Origin of the sequence: Streptomyces toxytricini (genome assembly GCF_014649915.1) — a bacterium.
GTDB lineage: Bacteria > Actinomycetota > Actinomycetes > Streptomycetales > Streptomycetaceae > Streptomyces > Streptomyces toxytricini.
In genome coordinates, this window is sequence record NZ_BMTY01000005.1 from 288,133 (window position 1) to 314,044 (window position 25,912).

16 protein-coding genes are annotated in these 25,912 nt (G+C 76.3%); 12 read left to right on the forward strand and 4 right to left on the reverse strand.

Translation table 11 applies throughout. From position 1 onward, the window contains the following. Positions 1-148: 148 nt before the first annotated feature. Positions 149-3,199 carry an AfsR/SARP family transcriptional regulator gene (locus IE170_RS08650; protein WP_189808703.1) on the forward strand — a complete coding sequence of 1,017 codons (3,051 nt, stop codon included), beginning with the start codon at positions 149-151 and terminating at the stop codon, positions 3,197-3,199. A gap of 30 nt (positions 3,200-3,229) precedes the next feature. Here the strand turns inward: IE170_RS08650 and IE170_RS08655 are convergent, their stop codons facing one another. From IE170_RS08655 to IE170_RS08670, 4 genes are all read right to left on the reverse strand, one after another. Next, positions 3,230-3,370 (reverse strand): hypothetical protein, encoded by a 141-nt coding sequence (locus IE170_RS08655; RefSeq protein WP_189808704.1) that lies wholly within the window; start codon positions 3,368-3,370, stop codon positions 3,230-3,232. A gap of 132 nt (positions 3,371-3,502) precedes the next feature. Next, positions 3,503-4,726, reverse strand: coding sequence for a cytochrome P450 (locus IE170_RS08660; RefSeq protein WP_189808705.1), 1,224 nt, complete (start codon positions 4,724-4,726; stop codon positions 3,503-3,505). Further along, entirely contained in the window at positions 4,723-5,475 is a 753-nt protein-coding gene (locus tag IE170_RS08665) for a thioesterase II family protein (protein ID WP_189808706.1), read from the reverse strand. The genes IE170_RS08660 and IE170_RS08665 overlap by 4 nt, the downstream gene beginning before the upstream one ends. Positions 5,476-5,559: 84 nt before the next feature. Next, positions 5,560-7,305: a non-ribosomal peptide synthetase gene (locus IE170_RS08670; protein WP_189808707.1), complete on the reverse strand. Its 1,746-nt coding sequence runs from the start codon at positions 7,303-7,305 to the stop codon at positions 5,560-5,562. 178 nt (positions 7,306-7,483) lie between these two features. Here IE170_RS08670 and IE170_RS08675 point away from each other — a divergent pair, with 178 nt between their 5' ends. From IE170_RS08675 to IE170_RS08725, 11 genes are all read left to right on the forward strand, one after another. Beyond that, positions 7,484-8,545 (forward strand): pyridoxal-phosphate dependent enzyme, encoded by a 1,062-nt coding sequence (locus tag IE170_RS08675; RefSeq protein ID WP_229884649.1) that lies wholly within the window; start codon positions 7,484-7,486, stop codon positions 8,543-8,545. Between the two features lie 42 nt (positions 8,546-8,587). Further along, the gene (locus tag IE170_RS08680) at positions 8,588-9,778 is read left to right on the forward strand and encodes an ATP-grasp domain-containing protein (protein WP_189808708.1); all 1,191 of its coding nucleotides are present in this window, start codon (positions 8,588-8,590) and stop codon (positions 9,776-9,778) included. Continuing rightward, complete coding sequence (locus IE170_RS08685; protein ID WP_189808709.1) at positions 9,775-10,995, forward strand: MFS transporter; 1,221 nt, start codon at positions 9,775-9,777, stop codon at positions 10,993-10,995. Before IE170_RS08680 ends, IE170_RS08685 begins: the two co-directional genes overlap by 4 nt. After that, positions 10,988-12,247, forward strand: coding sequence for an ATP-grasp domain-containing protein (locus tag IE170_RS08690; protein ID WP_189808710.1), 1,260 nt, complete (start codon positions 10,988-10,990; stop codon positions 12,245-12,247). The genes IE170_RS08685 and IE170_RS08690 overlap by 8 nt, the downstream gene beginning before the upstream one ends. 45 nt (positions 12,248-12,292) lie before the next feature. Further along, on the forward strand, positions 12,293-13,300 hold the full coding sequence (locus IE170_RS08695) for an ATP-grasp domain-containing protein (RefSeq protein ID WP_189808711.1): 1,008 nt from the start codon (positions 12,293-12,295) through the stop codon (positions 13,298-13,300). Positions 13,301-13,847: 547 nt separating this feature from the next. Further along, positions 13,848-14,972, forward strand: a complete 1,125-nt coding sequence (locus tag IE170_RS08700) for a 3-oxoacyl-ACP synthase III family protein (RefSeq protein WP_189808712.1) — start codon at positions 13,848-13,850, stop codon at positions 14,970-14,972. Positions 14,973-14,978: 6 nt separating this feature from the next. Then, the gene (locus IE170_RS08705; protein WP_189808713.1) at positions 14,979-15,845 is read left to right on the forward strand and encodes a beta-ketoacyl-[acyl-carrier-protein] synthase family protein; all 867 of its coding nucleotides are present in this window, start codon (positions 14,979-14,981) and stop codon (positions 15,843-15,845) included. A gap of 5 nt (positions 15,846-15,850) precedes the next feature. Beyond that, on the forward strand, positions 15,851-18,475 hold the full coding sequence (locus IE170_RS33340; RefSeq protein WP_189808714.1) for an AMP-binding protein: 2,625 nt from the start codon (positions 15,851-15,853) through the stop codon (positions 18,473-18,475). Further along, positions 18,460-20,163 carry an NAD-dependent epimerase/dehydratase family protein gene (locus tag IE170_RS08715; protein WP_189808789.1) on the forward strand — a complete coding sequence of 568 codons (1,704 nt, stop codon included), beginning with the start codon at positions 18,460-18,462 and terminating at the stop codon, positions 20,161-20,163. The genes IE170_RS33340 and IE170_RS08715 overlap by 16 nt, the downstream gene beginning before the upstream one ends. A 602-nt stretch (positions 20,164-20,765) precedes the next feature. Further along, positions 20,766-24,905, forward strand: coding sequence for an amino acid adenylation domain-containing protein (locus tag IE170_RS08720; RefSeq protein ID WP_189808715.1), 4,140 nt, complete (start codon positions 20,766-20,768; stop codon positions 24,903-24,905). Next, positions 24,902-25,594: a formyltransferase family protein gene (locus IE170_RS08725; protein ID WP_189808716.1), complete on the forward strand. Its 693-nt coding sequence runs from the start codon at positions 24,902-24,904 to the stop codon at positions 25,592-25,594. Before IE170_RS08720 ends, IE170_RS08725 begins: the two co-directional genes overlap by 4 nt. Positions 25,595-25,912: the final 318 nt, after the last annotated feature.

Here is a 25,912-nt window from a genome sequence, read left to right on the forward strand (position 1 = left end):
CGCCCTGGAGAGGCCCTGGAGGGCGGCGCCACCCCGCCCGGTGCGACCGGCGCCTTCCGGCCGCGGCTCCCCTAGCATCCGGAAGGAGGGGCGGGCCGACCGCCCGCCGGAGCACGCCACGCCCGAAGCGGGGGATCAGGAGGGGCCGGTGAGCGGGGACGTCAGCTTCGCGGTGCTGGGACCGCTGGAGGTCAGGACCGGGGACGAACGGCTGCGCCTGGGCGGCCCCATCCCCGCACGGGTGCTCGCCACCCTGCTGCTCGAACCGGGCCGGACCGTCTCCGTCTCCCGCCTCGTCGCGGCGGCCTGGGACGACGAACCCCCCACCACCGCCGCCCACCAGGTCCGCAAGGCCGTCGCCGACCTGCGCCAGCGCATACCCGGCGGCGCCACCGCCATCGCCACCGAAGGCCCCGGCTACCGCATCGACGTCGACCCCGCCCGCCTCGACCTCACCCTCTTCACCCACCGCCTCCAGCAGGCCCGCAGCGCCCTCGACGCCCACCGCCCCGCCGAGGCCGCCGGCCACCTGCGCGACGGGCTCGCCCTGTGGCGCGGCCCCGTCCTCGCCGGCAGCAGCGGCCCCGTCATCGCCGCCGCCTCCGCCGTCCTCGAAGAACGCCGGCTGACCGCCGTCGAACAGCTCGTCGAACTGCGCCTCGCCCTCGGCGAGAGCGGCGAACTCATCGGCGACCTGCGCGAACTGATCGCCGAGCACCCGCTGCGGGAAACCCTCCGCGGCCACCTGATGCTCGCCCTCTACCGCTCCGGACGCCAGGCCGAGGCCCTCGCCGAATTCGGCCGGGTCCGCGAACTGCTCGTCGAGGACCTCGGCATCGACCCCGGCCCCCAGCTGACCCGCCTCCACGAGGCGATCCTCCGCGACAGCCCCGAACTCGCCGCTCCCGAGCCCGCCGCCCCGCCCGCCGCCCCTCCTGCGGACACCCCCGCCGCACCGGCCGGCGCCCCCTGCACCCTCCCGCCCGACCTCCCCGACTTCACCGGCCGCGAACGCGAGCTGCGCCACCTCCTCGCCCCGCCCGACCCCGGCCTGCCGGACGCCGCCGCGCGCGTCCTCGGCATCGACGGCATGGGCGGCAGCGGCAAGACCGCCCTCGCCCTGCACGCCGCCCACCGGCTCGCCCCCGGCTACCCCGACGGCCGGCTCTACGCCGACCTGCGCGGCTTCTCCTCCGCCGAGAACCCCCGCCCGCCCGGCGCCGTCATCGGCTCCCTGCTGCGCATCCTCGGCACCCCCGGCGAGCGCATCCCCGACGACCTCGACGGCCGCACCGCCCTGTGGCGGGCCACCCTCGCCGGCCGCCGGGTCCTCCTCGTCCTCGACGACGCCGCGGACGCCGCGCAGGTACGGCCGCTGCTCCCGGCCTCCTCCGGCTGCCTCGTCCTCGTCACCAGCCGCACCCGCATGACCGGGCTGGACGGCGCCGACTGGATCGGCGTCGCGGCGATGCCGCCGACCGACGGCCTCGCCCTGATCACCCGCGTCCTCGGCGCGGACCGCGTGCGCGCCGAACCCGGCGCCGCCGCCGAACTCGGCGCCCTCTGCGGGCACCTGCCGCTCGCCCTGCGCATCGCCGGCGCCCGGCTGCGCAGCCGGCCGCGCTGGACCGTCCGCCACCTCGTCGACCGGCTCGGCGACGAGGCCCGCCGCATCGACGAGCTCAGCTCGGGCGACCAGAGCGTCAAGGCGACCCTCCAGCTGTCCTACGAGGCGATGACCCCCGCCCACCGCGATGCCCTGCGGCTCCTCGGCCTGCACCCGGGCCGCGACATGGGCGTCCACTCGGCGGCCGCCCTGCTGGGCAGCGGGCTGCGGGAGGCCGAGGACGTGCTGGAGCACCTCCTCGACATGAACCTCGCCTGCCAGTACGAGATGGGCCGCTACGCCCTCCACGACATGGTCCGCAGCTTCACCCACAGCCTGCACGGCGCGCCGCCCCGGCCGCAGGAGCGGGCCGCCCTCGAACGGGTCCTCGACCACTTCCTCGCCGCCACCGAGGAGGCCTGCCGGATCCGCTTCCCCGGCCGGGCCCCCGCGGGAGGGGAAGCGCCCGCGCCCGCGGAGGCCGGGCTGCCCGGTCTCCCGGCCCCCGTCGACGCCGCAGCCGCAGAGGACTGGTTCGAGCGGGAGCAGGGCGCGCTGCTCGCGGCCGCGGAGTGCGCCGAGCGGGCCCGTTTCGACCGGCACGCCGTCCACCTGGCCCGCAACCTCGCCTTCCACCTCAACGCGCGCAGCAGCCTGGAGGAGTTCGGCCGGGTCGCCGCCGTCGCGGTCGCCGCGGCCCGTCGCCTGGGCGACCCGGCCCTCCTGCGGGTCAGCCTGTCGAACCAGGCCGTCGCCCACTGCAAGCTCGGCCGGTTCGCCGAGGGCGTCACCGCCGCGACCGAGGCCCTGCGCCTCGCCGCCGGCCTCGCCGACCGGTCCGGCGAGGCGGTCTGCCTCACCCTGCTCGGCCTGCTGCAGAGCCTCCTCGGCGACCTCGCCGCGGCCCGCCGCCACCTGGAGCGCGGGGCCGCCCTGCACCGGGACCTCGCCGACACGCGGCAGGAGGCGTACACCCTGTGCAACCTCAGCTCCGTCCTGGCCTGGACCGGCCGGCACGCGGAGGCCGCCGCGGCCGCCGCCCGCGCCGTCGCCCTGACCCGGCGGGCCGGCACCGCCGGCGAGCAGGTGTCCGCGCTCAACGACCTGGCCGTCGCCCGCCTCGCGCTCGGCGAGGACCAGGAGGCCCTCGCCGCCCTGGAACGGGCCATGGACCTGGCGGGGGAGTGCCGCATGCCGGAGAACCTCGGCTTCACCCTCGCCCTGGCCGCCGAGGCCTGCCGGCGCACCGGCCGCACGGTCCTCGCCGACGACCACGCCGAACGGGCCCTGGAGCTCATCCGCGCGCACGGCACCGCGATGCGGCAGGCGGTCGTGGAGAACGTCCTCGGCCGGGTCCACCTGCTGCGCGGCGCCCCCGAACGGGCCAGGGAACTCCACTCCGACGCCCTCCGCAGCGCCGGGGCCGTCGGCTACCGCATCGAGGCCGCCAGGGCGCTGCACGGCCTGGCCCTCGCCTTCGAGGCGCTCGGCGACCCGGAACGGGCCCGCACCCACCGCGACCGCGCCGACGCCGCGTTCGCCGCCCTGACCGGAGCCGAGGCACCCGACACCGCCCTCGCCCCCGTCCCCTGAACCCGGGGCCGGGGGTGCGGCGGCGCGGCCCTACGGCCGGACGAACGACGGGCCGATCTCGGTCGCGCGCACCTCACCACCCCCGCCCGCCGGGCCGAGGGCGGCGCCCGCCCCGCAGACGGCCGCCAGTGCCACCGCCGCCACCAGGGCGGCCACCGTCCTCCGCATCACGCGAACCCCTCCTCGCCGGGGCCGGCGCGCCCCGCGGCGCGCCCGGCAGGACCATGCTGGCCGCGGCCGTTCCCGAAGGGTTCCCGCCCGGATCCCGCGCCGCGGCGGCGGCCCGGGCCGCCCGTACGCCGCTCACCCGGTCAGGCGCAGCGGCAGCGTCCGCAGCCCGCCCACCACGATCGAGTCCAGCCGCTCCGGCGCAGCATCGAGATCCACGCTGCGGACCTGGCGGGCGAACTCCCTCAGCACCGCCCGGATCTCCAGCTTCGCCAGCTGCGAGCCCACGCAGTAGTGCGGGCCCGCGCCCAGCGCCAGGTGCCGGTTCGGGGTGCGCCGGATGTCGAAGGCGTCCGGGTCGGCGAAGTGCGCGGGGTCCCGGTTCGCCGACGGCAGCCAGCACACCACGAGGTCGCCCTCGCGGACCCGCCGCCCGCCCAGCACCGCGTCCCCCGCGGCCCGCCGTACGAGGTGCGTGGCGCTGCAGGTCCAGCGCAGGATCTCCTCGATCGCCGTCCCCGCCACCTCCTCGAAGCCGGTGCGCAGCAGCTCCCACTGCGCGGGCCGCTCCAGCAGCGCGAGCATGCCGCCCGACATGGCGAGCCGTACGTTCTCCGTCCCCCCGACGAGCAGGTTGTCGCAGTTGAGGACGACGTCCTCGACGGGCAGCGGCCGGCCGTCCAGGCGCACCGCTGCGAGGACGCTGACCAGGTCGTCGCCGGGTGCGGCCCGCCGCCGCTCCACCAACTCGCCGAAATAGTCGAGGATCTGCAGGTGCGCCAGCGTCCGCTCCGTCGCGGTGCCCGCGCAGAACGCGTCCGTCGTCCACTCCACGATGTCCGGCCGGTCCCGCTCCGGGATCCCGAGGAAGGTGCAGACCACCTCCACCGGGAGGACCGCCGCGATGCCGGTCACGAAGTCGGTGCGCCCGGCCGCCACCGCGTCCCGGACGATCCGCTCCGCCTGCGCGTCCAGGGCGTCCGACAGCAGCCGCAGGTTGCGGGGGGCGAACCAGCCGGCGACGGCCCCGCGCAGCACCCGGTGGCGCTCGGGCTCGGACAGGGCCAGGGTCCGGTTGCCGCCCGGGTCGTCGCCCTGGGCGCGGGGCCGCAGCAGGATCCCCGAGGCGGAGCTGTACGTCCGTGCGTCCCGCAGCACCTCGTCGATCTCGTCGTAGCGGGTCAGCGACCAGAAGCCGGGGAACTCGCCGGGCCCGTGCCAGAGCACCGGCTCCTGTTCGCGCAGCCGGGCCCACAGGGCGTACGGGTCGCCCGAGCGGTGCGTCTCGCCGTCGAGGAGGCGGGCGGTGTCGTCCTGCGCGGTCGTCCGCGGCGCGTGCGCCGCCGCCGTGGCGCTCACGGCGCCGAGGGGGCCGCGGCGGCCGCCGACCGGGCCAGCTCGTCGGAGATCAGCGGGAACGGCGGCTCGGTCCGCAGGTAGAAGTGCCCGCCGGGCAGCACGATCGGGGTGAAGGCGCCGGAGGTGTGCCCGCTCCACTGGGCGAACCGGGTGCGGATCTCCGGGATGTCGTCCTCCCCGGCGACCGCGACCAGGCGGGAGGAGATCCGGGCGTCCTCGTACCCGCCGTAGTGGGCGACGAGCCGCAGGTCGGCCTTGATGTACTCCAGCAGCAGCTCCATCAGCTCGTCGTCCTGGAGCAGTTCGATGCTGAGCGGCTCGTACCGGCCGAGGTAGCCGAGGACGTCCGCGGTGTCCTCGAAGGGCACCGGCGGGCGCAGCGAGGGCGCCGCCGCCGACGACACCACCAGGACGGGCACGGGCCGGCCGGCCCGCTCCAGCAGCCGGGCCGTCTCGAACGCGACGTACGCGCCCATGCTGTGCCCGAACAGCACGGAGTACGCCTCCCCGCTCGCCAGGACCTCGTCGGCGACGGCCCGCGCCAGCGCCGTCAGCGACGCGGGATGGTCCTGCGTGATGCGGTCCTCGCGGCCGGGGTACTGCACGGCGTGGACGCGGGCCCCGGGCAGCAGGCCCTGCCAGGAGCGGAAGAAGGAGGCGCAGCCGCCCGCGTGGGGGAAGCACAGGACGGCCGGGCGCCCGTCGCGCCCGGGCGTGAACTCTCTGATGGAGCTGGTGGTCGAAGGCATGGGGAACCCATCGGTGTCGTGGCGGACGGACGTACGTACGGACGGATGCGCGGGCGGCGCGGGCGGGTCGGGCGGGGCCGGCAGTCAGGGCCGCGACAGCAGTTCGACCTGCTCGGGGATGGTGCCGCAGCGGTACACCTGCCGGACCGGCAGCGTCCGGCCCGCGATCCGGCCCAGCGCGCGGGAGAGCCGCAGCACCGACAGCGAGTTCCCGCCGAGGTCGAAGAAGGTGTCCTGCTCGGTGCCCCGCACGGGCACGCCGAGGACCTCCTCCCAGGCCCGCGCGATCTGCGCGGCGAGCCCGCCCGCCACGGGCGCCGGGGCAGCGGCGGCCGGCGCGGGCCGGCGCACCGACGCCAGCAGCGCCGCCCGGTCGATCTTGTCGTGCGCGGAGCGCGGCAGCGACGGCAGGAACACGATCCGGTCGGGTACGACCGCCGCGCTCAGCGTCTCCTCCACCACCCGCCGCACCGACGCCGCGTCCGCCTCCGCGCCGGGCTCGCGCACCGCGAAGGCGTACGAGGTCGCGGACTCGGCGTCGTAGGCGACGGCCGCCGCCCGCAGCCCCGGATGCGCGGCGAGGGCCTCCTCGACGGCCTCGATGTGGACCCGCACCCCGCGGATCTTCACCTCGTTGTCGAGCCGGCCCACGAACTCCAGGCCGCCCTCCGGCAGCCACCGCCCCAGGTCGCCCGTCAGGTACACCCGCTCCAGCCGGCCCGGCCCCGTCTCGACGTCGGTGAACCGGGCCCGCGTCAGCGTATCGTCGCCGACGTAGCCGCGGGCCACCGTCGGACCGCTGACCGCGATCTGCCCGGCCGCACCCAGCGGCACGGCGCGCAGCCGCTCGTCGAGCAGGTGCACGGTCACCCCCGGGATCGCGAAGCCGATCGTGGAGTCCGCCGGCTCGGTGAAGAAGCGGTACGTCGACCAGACGGTGCACTCCGTCGGCCCGTACTCGTTGCCCAGCACGACGCCGGGCAGCAGCGCGAAGTGCCGGTCGATGACGGACCGGGCGAGGGACTCCCCGGCGCACACCACCACCCGCAGCCGCTCCAGCGCGGCCGCGACGCCGGCGTCCTCCCGGGCGGTGTCCAGCAGCTCGGAGTGGAAGCTCGGCACGGTCAGCGTCTGCGTGACGCCGTGCCCGGTGATGAGCCCGGCCAGCGCCTGCGGGTTGCGCCGCTCCTCCTCGTCGGCGACGACGAGCGTCCCGCCCACGGCGAGCGTGCCCCACACCCCGGCCACCGACGAGTCGAAGTGGAACGGCGACAGCAGCAGGAAGACGGGCCTGCCGAACCGCTCGTACACCTCCACGCGCGCCGCGTTCGACGCCGCCAGGTTCCGCTGGGAGACCGACACCCCCTTCGGGCGGCCGCTGCTGCCCGAGGTGTACAGCACGTACGCCTCCCGCTCCGCGGGATCACGCACCCACTCCCGGCGGCCCGTCGTGGGGCCTGCGGGCGGCGGCTCCGCGGGGGCGTCGAACGCGCCCGTGCGCGGATCGACGACCACCCCCAGCCCCGCCGACTCCCGGATGTGCGCCAGCGCCTCCGGCGCCGCCCGCGGGTCGGCGAACACGAACGACCGGCCCGACAGCCAGGCCGCCAGGGCGTACACGACGGCCCCGGCCGTCCGGTGCGACAGGATGCCGATCCGGTCCGCGCCGGCGGACCGCGGATCGGCGTCCAGCTCCCGGGCGGCGGCCTCCGCCGCCTCCCGCAGGGCGCCGTAGGACAGTACCGAGCCCCCGCACACCACGGCGGGGCCGTCGGGGCTGCGCAGGGCGTGCTCCATCACCGCGTCGAGGGCAAGCTGATGTCTCGTCATGGCCCGCATGCTGCGCAGCCGCCCTTCCCGGATCCTTCCCGCCGCGTTCCGGGAACCCGCCGGGAAGCCGCCGGGAACGCACCGGGAGCAGGCCCTCCCAGACTCGTCGGTGCCGGCGGCCCGCGCACACGGCCTGCCGCCCGGCCCCCCACGGACACCACTGGAAGGGACAGCCGCGGTGTACAAGTCTTTCGCCGAGAAGCTCTCGGAGCCCGACCTCATCGACCTCGGGAACGGCATCCACGTCCTGCGCTTCGAGGTCATGAAGGTCACCTCGGTCCGCGCGGCCGTCGTGGACCTCCTCGAACGCGGCGTGATCCGCCCCGGGCAGACCCTCGTCGACAGCTCCAGCGGCATCTACGGCCACGCCCTCGCCCTCGTCTGCCGCGAACTCGGCCTCAAGGCGCACGTCTTCGCCTCCGTCGCCGTCGACGCCGCGATCCGCACCCAGCTGAAGTACCTCGGCGCCACCTACACGCAGGTGCCCTCCTCCGGCGACGACGGCCTCCAGCACGACCAGGAGACCCGCGTCCGCCTCGTCCACGCCTACCTGCGCGAGCACCCGGACGCCTACTGGATGCAGCAGTACCACGACGACGTCCACTACCTCGGCTACGAGCGCGTCGCCCACACCGTCGTCAAGGAGCTCGGCTCCGACGGCGTCACCCTCGTCGGCGGCATCGGCACCGGCGCCTCCACCGGCGCGATGAGCCGCTACCTGCGCGCCGCGTCCAGGGGCGTCCGCGTCGCCGGGATCCAGCCCTTCGGCAGCCGCTCCTTCGGCTCCGAGGCCGTCCCCCTCGACGGGTTCATCATCGCCGGCATCGGCAGCGGCATCCGCTTCGACAACATCGACTACAGCGCCTACGACGACATCCACTGGCTCGACTTCTCCGTCTCCGCCGCCGGATGCCGCCACCTGCTCTCCACCACCGGCGTCTTCGCGGGCCTCTCCGCCGGTGCGAGCTGGCAGGTCTCCCGCCACATCCGGGCCGCCGAACCCGACGGCAACCCCATCGTCTTCCTCGCCGCCGACCCCGGCCACCGCTACGTCGAACGCGTCTTCCCGCCCGACGGCCCCCTCACCGAGGACCCCGCCCACAGCCCCCGCACCATCACCGACTTCTCCGAGATGGCCGGCCCCTGGTGCACCATGCGCTGGGACCGGCGGCCCTACAGCGTCACCGACGACCTCCCGCCCTACACCCCCGCCGCCGCCCGGCAGCCCGCGTACGCCTGAGCCCCCGCCACCCCTGTCCGGCACCTCCTGCGAGGCCACACCATGACCCACGTCGCCGTCATCAACTACGGCCCCCGCCACGACTACGCCGCGATGCTCCCCGAACTCGCCGACCGGCTCCACGTCTTCAGCCACCACCGGCTCACCGGCACCGCCGGCCTCGCCTCGTACGAGTACGTCGAGGACTGCGAGTCCGTCCCCTACCCGGAGCTGCGCATCCGCGGCCTCGCCCGCGACACCGGACTCGCCCACGTCATCACCGACAACGAGTACGACCTGGAGCGCGCCGCCCGCATCCGCGCCGACCTCGGCCTGCCCGGCCAGAGCCCCGCCAGCGCCCTCTCCTTCCGCGACAAGGCCGTCATGAAGGAGACCGCCCGCCGCACCGTCCCCACCGCCCCCTTCCGGCGGCTCGCCGACATCACCGACCTGACCGGCTTCATCGCCGAGCAGGGCTACCCCGTCGTCGTCAAACCCGTCAAACAGGGCGGCTCCCGCGACATCAGCGTCCTGCGCGACGACGACGCCCTCCTCGCCTTCAGCCGCCGCCCCTGGCGCGACGACCTCATGGCCGAGGGCTTCGTCGAAGGCCCCATGTACCACGTCGACGCCGTCATCGCCCCCGGCTACCGCTTCGTCGCCGCCTCCCGCTACCTGCGCAGCTGCCTCGGCGTGTTCTCCGGGCAGAACAACGGCTCCGTCCAGCTCCACCCCGTCCGCGACCCCTTCGCCCGACGGCTAGAGGAGTTCCTCGACCGCGTCCTGGACGCCTTCGAAACCCCCGACACCGCCGCCTACCACCTGGAGGTCTTCCACACCCCCGACGACGAACTCGTCCTGTGCGAGATCGCCTCCCGCGTCGGCGGCGACCGCATCCCCGCCCTCACCCGCCTCACCTACGGCGTCGACCTGCACACCGCCTGGCTGCGCCAGTCCGTCGGCCTGCCCGCCGCCCCGCCGCCCGCCGCACCCCCCGCCGCCGTCCACGGCTCCGTGTCGATCCTCCCGCAGGGCCGGCCCGTCGCCGCGCCCGGACGGCCGCCGTTCCCGTGGGTCCGCCACTACGAGGCCAACGACAACCTCGCCCCCGGCGCCGTCGCCCAGAACAGCACCTCCTACCTGTGCTTCGCGATCGTCGAGGGCGCCGACGCCGCCCAGGTCGAACAGCGGCTCCTGGAAACCGAGGCCTGGCTCATGGACCGCGTACGGGACACGGAGGTGCCGGCCCCGTGAACACCTGGCGGCAGACCTCGCCGACCGGCCGCGCCCTCCTGGTCACCGTCCTCCTCACCGGCCTGACCACCTTCATGTTCCTCCCGCTGCTCGCCGTCCACCTCTCCTCCGAGGGCGTCCCCGGCGGCCGCGTCGGCTTCCTCGTCGGCCTGCTGGCCTTCTGCAGCCAGGGCTTCTCCCTGCTGTGCGGACTCGTCGTCGACCGCTTCGGCACCCGCGCCGTCCTCGCCTCCGGCTTCGGCCTGCGCATCGCCGGGTACGCCCTCCTGGGCGCCGGGACCGCCTCCGCGACCGCCGTCGCCGGGATCGCCGCCATCGGCATCGGAGGCTCGCTGCTGGGCCTCGCCGTCAAGACCCGGCTGGTCGCCGAGGACGGCGTCCCCGCCCGCGACATGCTCGCCCTGCGCTCCACGTTCGTGAACATCGGCGTCATCGCCGGCCCCGCACTCGGCGCGCTCGTCTACCCGCTCGGCTTCGACTGGATCCTCGCGGCCTGCGTCCTGTCCCACCTGCTCCTCGGCGTCCGGCTCACCCTCCGCCCCGCAGCCGAGGCGGCGGCCCCGGCACCGCGGCCGGACGGCGGCCCGGCGGCCGCCGGGTCCGCCGCCGCCCCGGCGGCCGCGGCGGCCGCGGACCCGGCCGCCCGGCGCCGCGCCGTGCGCCAGTGGGTCCCGCTGTGCCTGGTCGGCGTCGCCTTCTGGGCCCTCTACAGCCAGCTCAACGTCATCCTGCCGATCAGCGCCAAGGAGATGACCGGCAGCACCGCCGCCATCTCCGTCGTCTTCACCGTCAACGGCCTCCTCGTCGTCCTCCTCCAGTACACCCTCCTGCGCCACGTGTTCCGGCAGGCCACCGCCCGGACCCTGCTCGTCGTCGGGTTCCTCGCCTTCGCCGCCGCGTACGCCCTCCTCATCCCGCTCGCCGGCTGGTCGGCGCTGCTCGCCTTCGTCCTGCCGGTGACGCTCGCGGAGATGCTCATCGCCCCCAGCCTCGACGAACAGGCCGTCCAGGCCGGACCGCTCGGCCGGACCGGGCTCGCCCTCGGCGCGATGAGCGCCGCCGGCGCCGTCGGCAGCCTGCTCGGCTCCAGCCTCGGCGGCTTCCTGCTCCAGACGCTGCACACCGGCACCGGCATCTGGCTGGTGATCGTCGCGGTGTCCGTCGCCGCGGCCGCCTCCTCACTCCTCCTCCCGAAAGCGCGGATGCAGCATGCCTGACCTGCCTGACCTGCCTGACCTGCCCGAACTCCCCGACCTGCCCGAACTCACCGACCGGCCCGGCCTGCCCGAGCCGCGGCCCACCGCCGTCCTGCTCAACCCCCGCGACCTCGTCATCACCACCGCGCAGCGGCTCGGCCTGTCCGTCGTCGTCGCCGCCGACCCCTCCTCGCCAGTCCCCGTCCCCGACGGGCTGCCCTTCCCCGTCCTGCACACCCCGTGGATCGCCGACCCCGCCAACCTCGTCCGCCGGCTGCGCGCGCTCACACCCGCCGGCCCGGCCTCCGTGTTCGGGTTCGGCGAGGTCGGCGCCTGCACCGCCGCCGCCGTGAACCGCGAGCTGGGCTGGCCCGGCAACCCGCCCGAGGCGCTGGAGGCCCTGCGGGACAAGGCCCGGCTGCGGGCCGTCGTCGGCGACCGGGCCGGCGTACCGGTGGCGTACGCGGTCTGCTCCGACCGCGCGCAGGCCCGCGCCGCCGTCGCCCGCATCGGCCTCCCCTGCGTCATCAAGCCCGTCGCGGGCACCGGCAGCTCCGGCGTGCGCCTCCTCGCCACGCCCGAGGAGGCCGAAGCCCACCTGGCGGCGCTGGAGTTCACCGCGGAGCACGTCGTCGAGGAGTTCCTGGAGGGCAGCGAGTACAGCGTCGAGGCCGTCAGCTCCCCCGCCGGGCACCGCATCCTGGCCGTCACCGAGAAGGCGACCACCGGAGCCCCGCACTTCGTCGAGACCGGCCACGTCCTGCCCGTACGGCTGGACCCCGCCGACGAGGCCGCCGTCACCGCCGTGGTCACCGCCACCCTCGACGCGGCCGGGCTGCGCTACGGGCCCTCCCACACCGAGGTCATGCTGACCGCGGCCGGCCCCCGCCTCATCGAGTCGCACGGCCGGCCCGGAGGCGACCGGATCAGCGACATGCTCGGCCTCGCGCTCGGCGAAGACGTCTTCGCGCAGATGATGCTCGCCGTGTTCGGCCTGCCCGAGCCGGCGCCCGCCGCCCGCCGGCGCGTCGCCGGCATCCGGTACGTCACCTTCGACCGCGGCGTGCCCGTGCCGCCGCACGGGACGGGCACCGCGCTCGTCGCCTCGCTGCCCGGGATCGCCGAGGTCCAGATCAGCGTCCCCGCCGGGGAGCTGCCGCCGCCGGTGGCCGCGTCGGGCGACCGGCACGGCTTCGTGGTCGCCACCGGCGACACCCGGGAGGAGCTGGAGGCCAACCTCGCCCGCGCCGTCCGCACCCTGACCGCCGCCTGACCCGCCCCGCCGCCGCCCCGTCCTTCCCAGAAAAAGGTGCCCGCCGTGCCCTACAGGATCCTCGTCCTGGTCTCCCAGGCCCCGAAGTTCGAGCTCGACAACCACTCGATCATCCCGAGCGCCCTCCACCGCGAGGGCCACGAGGTGCACATCGGGGACATCGACACGCTGAACGTGCACGACTCCGTCGTCGTCTGCGACCGGGTGCGGCTGTCCGAGGAGTTCATCGCCGGCGGCGACTTCCCGTCGCTGAGCGAGCCGTACGCCTCGGCGGAGGACTTCGACCTGGTGTGGGTGCTCGCGGGCACCCACCCGGAGGCCGGCGACGACTCCTTCCGCCTGCTGTGGCTGCTGAACCAGCGCGTCCCGTTCGTCAACGACGCCTCCGCGCTGTTCTTCCTCAACACGAAGATCAACCTGGGGGCGATCGTCCCCGCCGAGCACCTGCCCGCCTCGTACGTCTCCAACGACTTCGACTTCCTGAACGCCCTGGTGGAGTCCGACGCGGACCGCTCCTGGGTGGTCAAGCCGACCAGCGACGGCTGCGGCGCCGACGTCTTCGTCGTCAACGCGCTCGACCGCAACCGCTCCGCGCTGCTCGGCTCGGCCACCGGCAACGCCGCCTCCCGGAACGGCCGCTACGGCCGCGAGATCATCGGCATGGCGAAGCGGCACACCGTCGCCCAGGAGTACGTCCCCCACGTCCGGACCAACGAGAAGCGCGTCATCATCGCGGGCGACACCCCCGTCTCCGGCTTCCTGCGCTTCCACCCGGAGCACGACCACCGCTCCAACGCCACCCTCGGCGCCCGCTTCGAGGCCCTGGAGCTGACCCCGGAGGAGGAGGACTTCGTCCGGCTGCTCGGCAAGCGGATGATGGACCTCGGCATCTTCTACTCCGGCATCGACATGGCGTTCCCGTACGTCATCGAGGTGAACATGGTGAACCCCGGCGGGCTCAGCTACCACACGCTCGCCACCGGGGAGGACACCTCGTCCGCGGCGGTCAACGCGGTGCTGGAGTCCCTCCGCGCCGCCGGCAAGCTGCGCTGACCGGGGCCCGTACGCGCGGAAGCGGCCAGCCCCCCGGAGGGGGCGGGCCGCTTCCGCGCGTACGGGGGCCGGTGGTTCGGTGCGAAGTCGCGGCGCGGTGGGGGCCGCGCGGGGTGGTGCGGAGAGAGCCGAGTGGCGGGCGGGGGCGCCGGCGTGCCGAGGGTTCCGGTGTGCAGTGGGTGGCGGGTGGGGGAGCGGGGTCAAGGCGGACCGGGCGCTTCCGGACATCTTTTGCGCGGCCCTGCGGGACGCGGAGACCGCCGGGACACCCGTTCCGTGCCCGTACGGGTGTCCGTACGGGGACGCCCGGCCCCGCGCCGGCGCCCCCGATCCGGGCCGAAAGTCCCGGATCCGAGGGGGAATTGGCCTGCCGCGGATTGGCCGATATTCGATCGGGCGGGCCCCCGGAACCGGTCCGGCGACCTGTGCAGGGAATTCCGTACGCTACGGTAACTTCGCTGTCCGTCACCAGTGACGGCCCTCAGCCATTTACCGACCGGAGCCACTGACCTTTCGACGGCCCGGCGGATCGCCATGGAGGGCGAATATGAGTACCACCGAGCGCCGCAGCCGAATAGAGGCCCTCGGCGCCTTTCTTCCCGCGGGACGCGAGACCAACGACGAACTCCGCGCGAAGGTGCCGAACCTGGGTGACGCGGACGTCCGCCGGATCACCGGCATCGCCGAGCGCCGCGTCCACGACCCCGACCCGGCCGCCGGCGAGGACTCCTTCGGGATGGCCCTCGCCGCAGCCCGCGACTGCCTGGCCGTCTCCCGCCACCGGGCGGCCGACCTCGACGTCGTCATCAGCGCGTCCATCACCCGCGTGAAGGACGGCAGCCGCTTCCACTTCGAGCCGTCCTTCGCCGGGATGCTGGCCAAGGAGCTGGGCGCCCAGCCCGCCATCAGCTTCGACGTCTCCAACGCCTGCGCCGGCATGATGACCGGCGTGTGGCTGCTGGACCGGATGATCCGCTCCGGCGCCGTCCGCAGCGGCATGGTCGTCAGCGGCGAGCAGGCCACCCGCGTCGCCCGCACCGCCGCCCGCGAACTGCGCGACTCCTACGACCCGCAGTTCGCCTCCCTCTCGGTCGGCGACTCCGCCGCCGCGGTCGTCCTCGACGAATCCACCGACCCCGCCGACCGCATCCACTACATCGAGCTCATGACCTGCGCCGAATACTCCCACCTGTGCCTGGGAATGCCGAGCGACCGCAGCCAGGGAATCGGCCTCTACACCGACAACAAGAAGATGCACGACCGGGAACGCCTCAAACTGTGGCCGCGGTTCCACGAGGATTTCCTCGCCAAGAACGGGCGCCGTTTCGAGGACGAGGAATTCGACCACATCATTCAACACCAGGTCGGCACCCGGTTCATCGAGTACGCCAACCGGACCGCCGAGGCCGAGTTCGCCGCGCCCATGCCGCCGTCCCTCCAGGTCGTGGAACAGTACGGCAACACCGCCACCACGTCCCACTTCCTGACCCTGCGCGACCACCTCCGCCGCACCCGCGGCGCGGGAGCCACCGGCACCGGTACAGGCACCGGGTCCGGCCCCGGCGCCGGCCCGGCGCGGGAGGCCGCGGGCGCCAAGTACCTCCTGGTGCCCGCCGCCTCCGGACTCGTCACCGGCGCGCTGTCCGCAACCGTCACCCACGCAGGGGCCTGATCCGCCATGGGCATCGTCATCACCGCATCCGCGACCGCCACCCACACCGACCCCGGCACGCCCGCCTCCGCCGTCGACCTCGCCGGGCGCGCCGCACGCCGCTGCCTCGCCCACGCCCGCGTATCCCCGTCCGGCGTCGGCGTCCTCGTCAACGTCGGCGTCTACCGCGAGAACAACACCTTCGAACCGGCCCTCGCCGCCCTGGTCCAGAAGGAAACCGGCATCAACCCCGACTACCTCGCCGACCCGCAGCCCGCCGCCGGCTTCTCCTTCGACCTCATGGACGGCGCCTGCGGCGTCCTCAGCGCCGTCCAGGCCGGCCAGTCCCTCCTCGCCACCGGCACCACCGAGAGGCTCCTCATCACCGCCGCCGACGTCCACCCCGGCGGCGACGCCTCCCGCGACCCCGACTACCCCTACGCCGACCTCGCCGGAGCGTTCCTCCTCGAACGAGACGCCGACCCCGACACCGGCTTCGGCCCCGTACGCCACTACGGCGGCGGCGACCGGCCCACCGACGTCGCCGGCTACCTCGACCTCGACACCATGGGCAGCGGCGGACGCTCCCGCATCACCGTCCACCGCACCCCCGGCCACGAGCAGCGCACCGGCGAACTCGCCGCGGCCGCGGTCGCCGCGTACACCGGCGAGTTCGGCCTCGACGCCGGCCGCACCCTCGTCATCGGCCCGGACGCCCCCGCCGGCGTCGGCGACGGGCCGGGAGGAGGCCGGCCGCACACCGCGGCCCCGGTCCTCGGCTACCTCCACGCCCTGGAAAGCGCCCGCCCCGAAGGCGTCGACACCCTCCTGTTCGTCACCGCCGGCGCCGGACCGCGAGCAGCCGTCGCCTCCTACCGCCCGCAGGGATGGTGACCGCCATGGCGACCACGACCGCCACCCCGGCGGCGGCCCGGCCCGCAGCCGCCGACGACCTCGGCGCGCACAGCCTGGCCGGCCTCCTCGAACGCAACGCCCGGGCCTTCCCCGACAAACCGGCCGTCATCCACCCCGCCGCCGGCCCCCGGCGGGACGGCGCCCGCCCCGCCTACCGGACCCTCACCTACGGCCGGCTCCAGCAGGCCGTCGAGGAGTTCGCCGCCGGCTTCACCCGCGCCGGCATCACCAAGGGCACCAAGACCGTCCTGATGGCGCCGCCCGGACCCGAACTGTTCGCCCTCGCCTTCGCCCTCTTCCGGGTGGGTGCCGTACCCGTCGTCGTCGACCCCGGCATGGGCGTCCGCCGGATGCTGCACTGCTACCGCACCGTCGGCGCCGAGGCGTTCATCGGACCGCCCCTCGCCCACGCCGCCCGCCTCCTCGGCCGCCGCGCCTTCGCCGGCATCCGCGTCCCCGTCACCCTCGGCCGGCACCGCCTCGGCCGGGCCCGCACCCTCGCCGCCGTACGCGCCCTCGGCGCCCGGGGCGGCGCGGCCGCACCCGTCGCCGCGGGCCGCGACGACCTGCTGATGATCGGCTTCACCACCGGCAGCACCGGCCCCGCCAAGGGCGTCGAGTACACCCACCGCATGGCGCTGTCGACCGCCCGCCAGATCGAGGCCGTGCACGGCCGCACCCCCGACGACACCTCCCTCGTCACCCTGCCGTTCTACGGGGTCCTCGACCTCGTCTACGGCTCCACCCTCGTCCTCGCCCCGCTGGCCCCCTCCCGCGTCGCCCAGGCCGACCCCGCGCTCGTCGTCGACGCTCTGGAACGCTTCCGCGTCACCACGATGTTCGCCTCACCCGCCCTCCTCGGCCCCCTCGCCGCCCACCTCGCCGCAGCCGCCCCCGGCCGCCACCCGCTCCCCGACCTGCGCTGCGTCGTCGGCGGCGGAGCACCCGTCCCGGACACGACGGTGGCCGCGCTGCGCCGCGCACTGGACCCGCGGGCCCGCATCCACGTCACGTACGGGGCGACGGAGGCGCTGCCCATCACGTCGATCGAGGCGGAAGAACTCCTCGGCCCGGAGGACGGAGGTGAGGGCGGGGGCAGTGGCGTCGGCGGCGCCGGTTCCGGCGGTACGGCGGCACGCGCCGCCGAAGGCGCCGGAACCTGTGTGGGACGCCCCGTCCCCGGCATCGGCCTCGCCGTCCTGCCCGTCACCGACGGCCCGCTGACCGGTTCCGTACCGCACCTCCCGACGGGCCGGGTCGGCGAGATCGCCGTCCGCGGCGACTGCGTCAGCCCCCGCTACCACCACTCCCCGGACGCCGACCGGCTCCACAAGGTCCCCGACGACACCGACCCCGCCGGCCCCGCCTGGCACCGCACCGGCGACCTCGGCTACCTCGACGACGACGGCCGCCTCTGGTTCTGCGGCCGCTCCGCCCAACGCGTCCGCACCGGGCACGGCGACCTGCACACGGTCCGCTGCGAGGGCGTCTTCAACGCCCACCCCCAGGTCCGCCGCACGGCCCTGGTCGGCATCCCCGCCTCCCCGGACAGCGGATGGGGTCGCGGCGGCCGCACGACCACCCGCAGCGGCACCGGGAGCGGAGGCACCGGCACCGCGCGCGGCGCCACCGAGAGCAGCGTCGCCGCGGGCAACGGAAACACGAGCACCGCCGCCGCCCCTACCACGGCCACGGACAACGACCCCGCGCACAGCGCGACCCCGCCCTGCGAGACGACCGGCAACGGAACTCCCCGCCGGCCCACCCCGGCCAGGGTCTCCGCGGTCAGCGCCCCCGCGCACAGCGCGACCACGGTCAGCGGCAGCTCCGGCCGCGCCGCCGCGGTCAGCGGGAGCGCGGCCAGCGCCGCCCCGGGCAGTGAGACGGTCGTCGGCGGCTCCGCGGGCAGCACCTCCGCGCCCGGTGCGACCCCTGCCGGCGCGAGGGCCGGCAGCGCCGCCGCGGGCATGGCGGCGGAAGGCAGCGGCACAGCCCGCAGCCGGACCGGGGGCAGGGGCTCCGCCGGCGACGGAACAGCCCTCGGCGGCTCCGCGACCGCCGCGCCACCCGGCGTCGCGCCGGGCGGTGTGCCGGCGGACCCGCGCCGGAACCGCCTCCGCCCGGTCGTGTGCGTCGAGACCGTCGACGAGGACCTCGACGAGGCCGCCTGGCAGCGCCTCACCGCCGAACTGCGCACCCTGGCCCGCACGCACGCGCCGACCACCGACCTGCAGGAGTTCCTGCACCACCCCGGCTTCCCCGTCGACATCCGGCACAACGCCAAGATCGGCCGCGAGGAGCTCGCCCGCTGGGCCGAGCGCCGCCTCACCCCTCCCACCCCCCTCACACCCCGTCAGCGCGCCGCCCGGATCGTCCCGCTCGCCGGGTGGGCCTACCTCGTCGGCGGCGCCGTATGGGCGGCAGCCTGCGGCGTGCCCGAAGCCCGCCTGCCCCGCCTCCTGTGGTGGGCGGACGCCGTGCTCAGCACCGCCGGGCACGCCGTCCAGATCCCGCTGGCCCTGCCCCGGGCCCGCACGGCCGGCATAGGCCGCCCCGCCGCCGTCGGCCTGACCATGCTCTACGGGGCGACCTGGTGGCGGCAGCTGTGAAGATCCTGATCACCGGAGCCACCGGCTTCCTCGGCGGCCACCTCGCCGACGCCTGCCTGCGCTCCGGCCACGGCGTACGCGCCCTCGTCCGCCCCGGCAGCAACACCGACCGGCTGCGCGCCCTGCCCGGCGTCGAACTCGTCACCGGCGACCTCACCCGCCCCGACTCGCTCCGGCGCGCCGCCGACGGCTGCGAAGCCGTCCTGCACAGCGCCGCCCGCGTCGTCGACCACGGCACCCGCGCCCAGTTCACCGAAGCCAACGTCACCGGCACGCTCCGGCTGATGGACGCCGCCCGCGCCGCCGGCGCGCGCCGGTTCGTGTTCGTCTCCAGCCCGAGCGCGCTGATGCACCTGCGGGAGGGGGACCGGCTCGGCATCGACGAGACCACCCCCTACCCCACCCGCTGGTTCAACGACTACTGCGCGACCAAGGCCGTCGCCGAGCAGCACGTCCTCGCCGCCGACACCGCCGGCTTCACCACCTGCGCCCTGCGGCCCCGCGGCATCTGGGGGCCCCGCGACCACGCCGGGTTCCTGCCCCGCCTCATCGGCGCCCTGCACGCGGGACGCCTCCCGGACCTGTCGGGCGGCAAACACGTCCTGGTCTCCCTCTGCCACGTCGACAACGCGGTCGACGCCTGCCTGCGCGCCGCCGTGTCCGCACCGGCCGAACGCATCGGCGGCCGCGCCTACTTCGTCGCGGACGCCGAGACGACCGACCTGTGGCCGTTCCTCGCAGACGTCGCCGCCCGCCTCGGCTGCCCGCCGCCCGCACCCCGCATCCCGCTGCCCGCGGGCCGGGCGCTCGCCGCGGCGGTCGAGACGGCATGGCGCCTGCGCCCGGACGCCGCCGCCCGGGCCCGGTCGAGCCCGCCACTGAGCCGGTACATGATGGCCCTGCTGACCCGTTCGAGCACGTACGACACGACGGCGGCCCGCCGCGACCTCGGCTACGCCCCCGTCCGCACGCAGGAGGACGGCCTGCGCGACCTGGTCCGCTGGGTCGCCTCGCAAGGCGGCGTCGCCTCCTGGACCGCCCCGCGCCCCCACCCCGCCCACACGCACACTCCGGACGCCACACCCCACGCCCCGGCCCGCGCCCCGCACCCGCCGATGCCCGAACCTCCGGCCGCGGCCGCCCCCGCACCCCCGCCCAAGGCCGAACACCGCCCGGCCCTGCCCCGCCCGCGCTCCTCCCCCGAGGCGGACTCCACCGAACAGCCCTTCCCCCACCCCGCCGACGCCACGGACACCCCACCGGTGTCCGGCCCTGCACCGGGGCCGGTCTCCGTGCCGGCCCCCGACCGGACGCCTGCGCCGTCGGGCTCTTCGCGGACGGCCGGTGATGCGCCGGCGTCCCGTGCCGGACAGGCCTCCGGCCCGGCACCGGCGCCCGTAGGCGGCCCTGCCGACGCCCGGTCCGCCGCCACGGGGCGCGGCCCCCGGCCGGTACGCGGTTCGGCAGAGCAGCGCGAACACCGCGACCCGTCCCTGCGCGCAAGCGGGAAACCGGGCAGCGACGGCTCCGGCGCCCCTGCCGACACCCGCCCGAACCACGACCCGACTCGCGCCGAAGCAGCACGGCCGGGAGACGCGGGGAGGGGCATGGCGCCCGAAGGGGACACCGCGCGCCGCGGATCCACCGATCCGGCCGGACCTGCCGGCCGAGAGGACACCTCACGATGAGCACCAGCACACCGAACCCGCCCGGCACCTCGGAACCACAGCGGGTGTCCCGCTCGGCGGCCGCGTCCGACCTGCCGAGCCCGACCGGCACTCCGGGCTCGCCCGGGGCACCCGGCGCCCCCATTCCCCGGGCCTCGTCGGAGGCGTGCGGCCCGGCTGCCGCCGCGGGCCGCCCTTCCGGCGCGCTCCCGGCGCCCAAGCCGTCCGCCGCCGTGCCCGGCGCTTCGACCTCACCGCAGGTGCCCCGGTCACCCGCACCCGCGGCGCCCGGCACGGCGAGCCCGGCAGGCACCCCGGGCCCGGCGGAGGATGCGGGCTCTCCCGCGGCCTCCGGCGCTTGCACCGCGCCGGTGTCGCCGGGTTCGTACCTCGCGTCAGGCAACACGGTGTCGCCGTCGCCCAGCCCTTCAGCCCTGCCGGCGACACCCGGCACAACCGTCGCACCCGGTGCGGCGGGAGGGCCGGAGCTGCCGGAGGCGGTCGGCTCGGCCACCCTGTCCGGCGCTTCCGGCACGCCGGAGGCACGCCGGTCATCCACCGCCGGCGGTGGATCCGGACCGCACAGTTCGGACGCCACGGCCGCGGCCGCGTACCGGCGGCCCGTGTCGCCCACCGAGAGGCTCTACCTCGCCGCGGGGGAGCCGCGCGGCGCCATGGCCCTGCGGATCGTCGTCGAAGGCGACGGCCTGCCCGACGCCGGGCAGCTCCGCGCCGCCGTCGCACGGGCCGCGGAGACGTGCCCCGGATCCCGGCTTGTCCGTCGCGGCCCCCTGTGGGCGGCGGACGGTCCGCCGCCGCACATCGTCCACGCGGCGGCCGCCGAGGGCCCGTTCGACGTGTCGGACCCGCGCACCGCTCGCCTCCTCACCGGCCGATCCGGCCCGGGGGACCAGCCCGGGTGCGAGCTGCTCGTCGTGCCCGGTGCGGGCGGGGCCCGTAGCACGCTCGTGTTCAGCGCCTCGCACGCCCTGATGGACGGGCACGGCGCCCTCACCTGGGTGCGGGAGGTCTTCCGCGCCCTCCGAGGCGAAGCCGCCAGGCCCGCCGCCGACCCGTCCACCGACCTCGGCGTGCTGCGCCGACTCGCCGCGGACCGGGGCGGCCGCCCCCGCCGACGGCCCGCGCCGCTCCCCGGACGGCGCTCCCCGCTCGGCCCCGCCTCGGCCACCGGCTCTGCGTCGCAGACGCTGTGGCTGCGCCGCACCCTGCCCGGCCGGCACCCCGCGCTCACCGCCCGGCTCGCCCAGGCCGTCGCCGACACGGCACGGCTCGACACGCGCGCCATGGTCCCCGTGGACCTGCGCCGCCACCTCCCGCACCTCGCCGCCGCCACCGGCAACCTGACCCTGCCCCTCTTCCTCGACCTGCGCCCCGGCCAGGACTGGGCCGCCGCCCACACCCGCCTGCTGACCGCGCTCGCCGCGGGCGGCGAACTCGCCGCCGGGTTCGAATCCGGGCCCGTCAGCCGCCTGCCCCGGCCGGCCGTCGCCGCTCTGCTGCGCGCCGCGCAGGCCGCCGCCGTACGCGCCGACCGGCACCTGGCCTCCGCCGTCGTCTCCCACCTCGGACGGCTCGACACCGGCGAACTCTCCGGCGGCGGGTTCACCGCCGCCACGGCCTACGCCCTGCCCGTGCACGCCCCGCTGGTGCCGCTGTCGTTCGCCGTCGCGGAGACGCCCTACGCGAGCGAGATCACCCTCGGCGTCCGCGCCACCGACCCGTCCCTCCCCCACCGCGCCTCCGCCTTCCTGGACTCCGTACTCGCCGTACTCGCCGCGGACGGCGCCGGCCCGCGTACGAACACCACACCCGCCCGAACCGCCGCATCCGACCCGTCTGCCACGACTGCCGAATCCGGCCCGGCCGATGCGTCCGCGCCGGCGTCCACCCGGACTGCCCCGGCTGACGTGTTGACCCCGTCCGCCTCGGTCGGCGCATCCGGCGCGTGCGCCCCGCCCGGCTCGGCCGGCGAAGCCGCCCCGGATGCGCCGTCCGCCCCGGCCGCCTCGGTTGGCGCGTACCCCCCGGTCGGTGCGTCCGCCGCGTCCTACGCGTCGACCCAGATTGCCCCGGCCGACGCATTGACCCCGGCCGCCTCGGCCGGCGGGTTCCCCCCGGATGCCCGGTCCGTCCCGGCCGCCTCGGTTGGCGCATATGTACCGGTCGATGCGTCCGACGCGTCCACCTGCTCCGCCCCGGCCGGCGCGTCCGCCCCCACCACCTCCGCTGACGCATCCGGCGCGTGCGTTGCGTCCGCCTCGGCTGACCTGCCCGCCCCGGTTGTCCTGGGTGACACGTCCGCCTTGGCCGAGGTGTCCGGCGCGTCCGTCCGGACCGCCCAGGCTGACGCGTGCACCCCGTCCGTCCCGGCTGACGGGTCCGCCCCGGTCACCCCGGCCGCCGCGTCCGACGCGTCCGCCCGGACCGTCCCGGCCGACGCGACCGCCGCGGGCACCGTCGTCGACCTCTTCCGCGCACAGGCCGCCCGTACGCCCGCGGCCGTCGCCCTCGACGGGCCCGCCGGGCCGGTCACCTACGCGGAGCTGGACCGGCGTTCCGACGCGGTCGCCGCCGAGCTGGTGCGGCGCGGGACCGCCCGCCGCGACCTCGTAGGCCTGGTCGTGGACCGCACCCCCGAGGGCGTGGCCGCGCTGTGGGGCATCCTCAAGGCCGGCGCCGCATACGTCCCCCTCGACCCGGCCCACCCCGGCCCGCGCATCCGCGGTGTCCTCGCATCCTGCGGCGTCCGGCTGACGCTGACCCGGCGGCACCTGGCGGCCCACCTCGCCGAGTTCGTCCCGGGCGCGCTCCTGGCCGTCGACGACGTACCGACGCCCGCGCAGCCCCCGTTCGCCCCTGTGGCCACCGGACCCGCCCCCGGCGACCTGGCGTACGTCATGCACACCTCCGGCTCGACCGGCCACCCCAAGGGCGTGCTGATCGAGCACCGCGGGCTGGTCGCCTTCGCCCGCTGGATGACGGACCTGTGCCGCGTCGGCGAGGGCACCCGCTTCGGATTCGCCTCCTCCTACGCCTTCGACATCTCCTGCTTCCCGCTGTTCCTGCCCCTGCTGGCCGGCGGAACGGCCGTCCTCGCCCCCGACGCGCCGTCCCCCGCGACCCTCCGCGCGCTCGTCGGTGAACACCGCGCCGACACGCTCGCCCTGACGCCGTCCCACCTGGCACTCCTCGACGGCGACGGCGGCGGCCCCCTCAGCACCCTCCTGCTCGGCGGCGAGGAGCTGACCCCGGCGGCCGTCCGCTCCGCGTACGCCGCCTTCGGCACCGGCTGCCGGCTGATCAACGGCTACGGGCCCACCGAAGCCACCGTCGCCTGCCTCGCGCACGTCGTCGACGACACGGAGACGGGCCCCTCGCTGCCGCTCGGCACACCCGGCCCGGACCTCCGCGTCGACCTGGTCGCGGAAGACGGCGCGTCCGTCGGAACCGGCCCGGACGACGTCGGCCGCGTCGGCGAGATCGTCGTCCACGGCATCCAGGTGGCCCGCGGCTACCACGGTTCGGTGTCCGCCGAACCCGACGGCACGGTCGGGCCGTTCTCAACGGGGCCCGACGGGCTGCGCTCGTACCGCACCGGCGACCTCGGACGCCGCCTCCCCGGCGGCGGCATCGCCTTCGCCGGGCGGGCAGACGGCCAGGTGAAGGTGGCCGGCCACCGCATCGAGCCCGCCGAGATAACCGCCGCCCTGGAGGCCCACCCCGGCGTCGCCCGCGCCGCGGTCACGACCCGCCGCCGCCCCGGCGGACGGGGGCTGGTCCTGTGCGCATACGCGGTCCCGTCCACCGGCACGGCAACCACGGGCCCGACGGCCGCCCCCGCCGCCGGCGCCGGCGGCCCTGCGGACCCCGGCACCGCGGAATCCGGTCCTGCCTACAGCGGCCCTGCAGCCGCGGGCCCGGCGGACTCCGGCTCTGCTGCCACCGCCACTGCAACCACGGGCCTGGCGATCACCGGCACCGTGGCCGCCGGCGGCCCTGCGGACCCCGGCACCGCGGACGCCGGCTCTGCCCGCACCGGCCGTGCGGGCACAGGCCGGTTTGACTCCGGCCCGGCGGGTTCCGGCTCGGCGGTCACCGGCCGGTCGGGTTCCGGCTCGGCGGTCACCGGTGCGGTGGGCTCCGGCCCTGCGGCCACGGGTTCGGCGGACTTCGGCCGTGCGGCCACCGATCCGGCGGGCTCCGGCCCGTCGGACCCCCGCTCCGGCCCCCCGGTGCCCCCCGCCGGCGCGCCTTCGGCGGCGGAGCTCCGCGCCCACCTGGCCGGGATCCTGCCCCGGCACCTGGTCCCGGCCCACATCCTCACCGTGCCGGGCCTCCCGACCACCGTGAGCGGCAAGACGGACTTCGACGCGCTCCCGGACCCGTTCGCCGGAACCGCCCCGCTCCCGGCCGAGCCGGACGGGCCCGCCGCGCCGCACGACACGTACGACGCGGCCCCCGATCCCCGCAGCAGCCGCAAGGCGCTGCGCTTCCGCGTGGCCCGCCACTGGGCGACCGTCCTCGGCATCGACGCCGCAGCCCTGACCGCCGACTCCGACTTCCAGGCGCTCGGCGGCGATTCGCTCGCCCTCGTCGAGATGCTGAGCGCCGTCAGCGCCGACCTGCTCACCCCGGACGAAACCCGCCGCTTCACCGGGGACCTCACCGTCCTGGTCCGCGACCTGACCCTCGACCGGGTCTGCGACCGCCTCGCCGCCGTACGCGAAGGAACCACCGCATGATCTTCGTCGGAGAGGGCGCCCTGCTGCGCCGGGCCGTCTCCCACGCCGCCGCCCGAGGCCACCGCGTCGACCTGGTCTGCTCGCCCGACCCGCTCGACGCGGCGGCCGCCGCCCCCGGCACGCCGCACCTTGCCGCGCCCGACGTCAACGCCGCGGCCGCCGACCTGGCGGCGGCCTGCACCGACGGGATCGTCTGGTCGGTCAACAACCGGCAGCTTTTCCGTGCCCCGGTGCTGTCGCTGGGGCTCCGCATCGTCAACGTCCACAACGGGCTGCTGCCGCAGCACCGCGGACTGCCGTCCGCCGCCGTCGTGTTCGCGCTGCTCCACGGGGACACCGAGTACGGGGCCACCGTGCACGAGGTCGACGCCGGCATCGACACCGGCCCCGTCCTCGCCGAGCACCGCTTCCCGATCGGGCCCGCCGACCGCTTCCACGAGGTGATGCTGCGCGGCGTCCGCGCCTGCCAGACCCTCTTCGAGCGGACGCTGCCCGCCGTGGCCGCCGGCGAACGCCCCCGAGCCGCCCCGCCGGACGCCGCCCGGCCTTCCGGGTACTACGGGCGTCGGGCCCTCGCCCGCCTCGGGGAGCACCGCGACGCCCCCTCCTTCGTACGCGCCACCGACCTCGGCCCCTTCGCGGCGCACGCACCCGAAGTCGCCGAGGCCCTGCACCGCGTGCGCCCCTGAGCGGCGGCGCCCGCCCCGCGGCTCGGGGCCGGCCCGACGGGGCGGTACGCCGATGCCCGCGGCAGCTCCGCCCCGGCCGCGGCCTGGGCGGAGCCCGCCCCTCCTGCCCGGCCCCCCGCCCGGCCGCGCAGGCCCGTCACGTCGTCGTCGACGGCGGCGGCCACGTCGGAAGCAGGTCCCGCTGCCGCCCCGATGCGGCGGAACGCCACCCCGTCCGGCACGCCGGGCACGGCGGCTCCCCGCCTACCCCGACACGCAGGCGAACTCCACATGCGCGCAACCGCGTTGGGTTCCCCGCAGCCCCGATGCGATGATCGT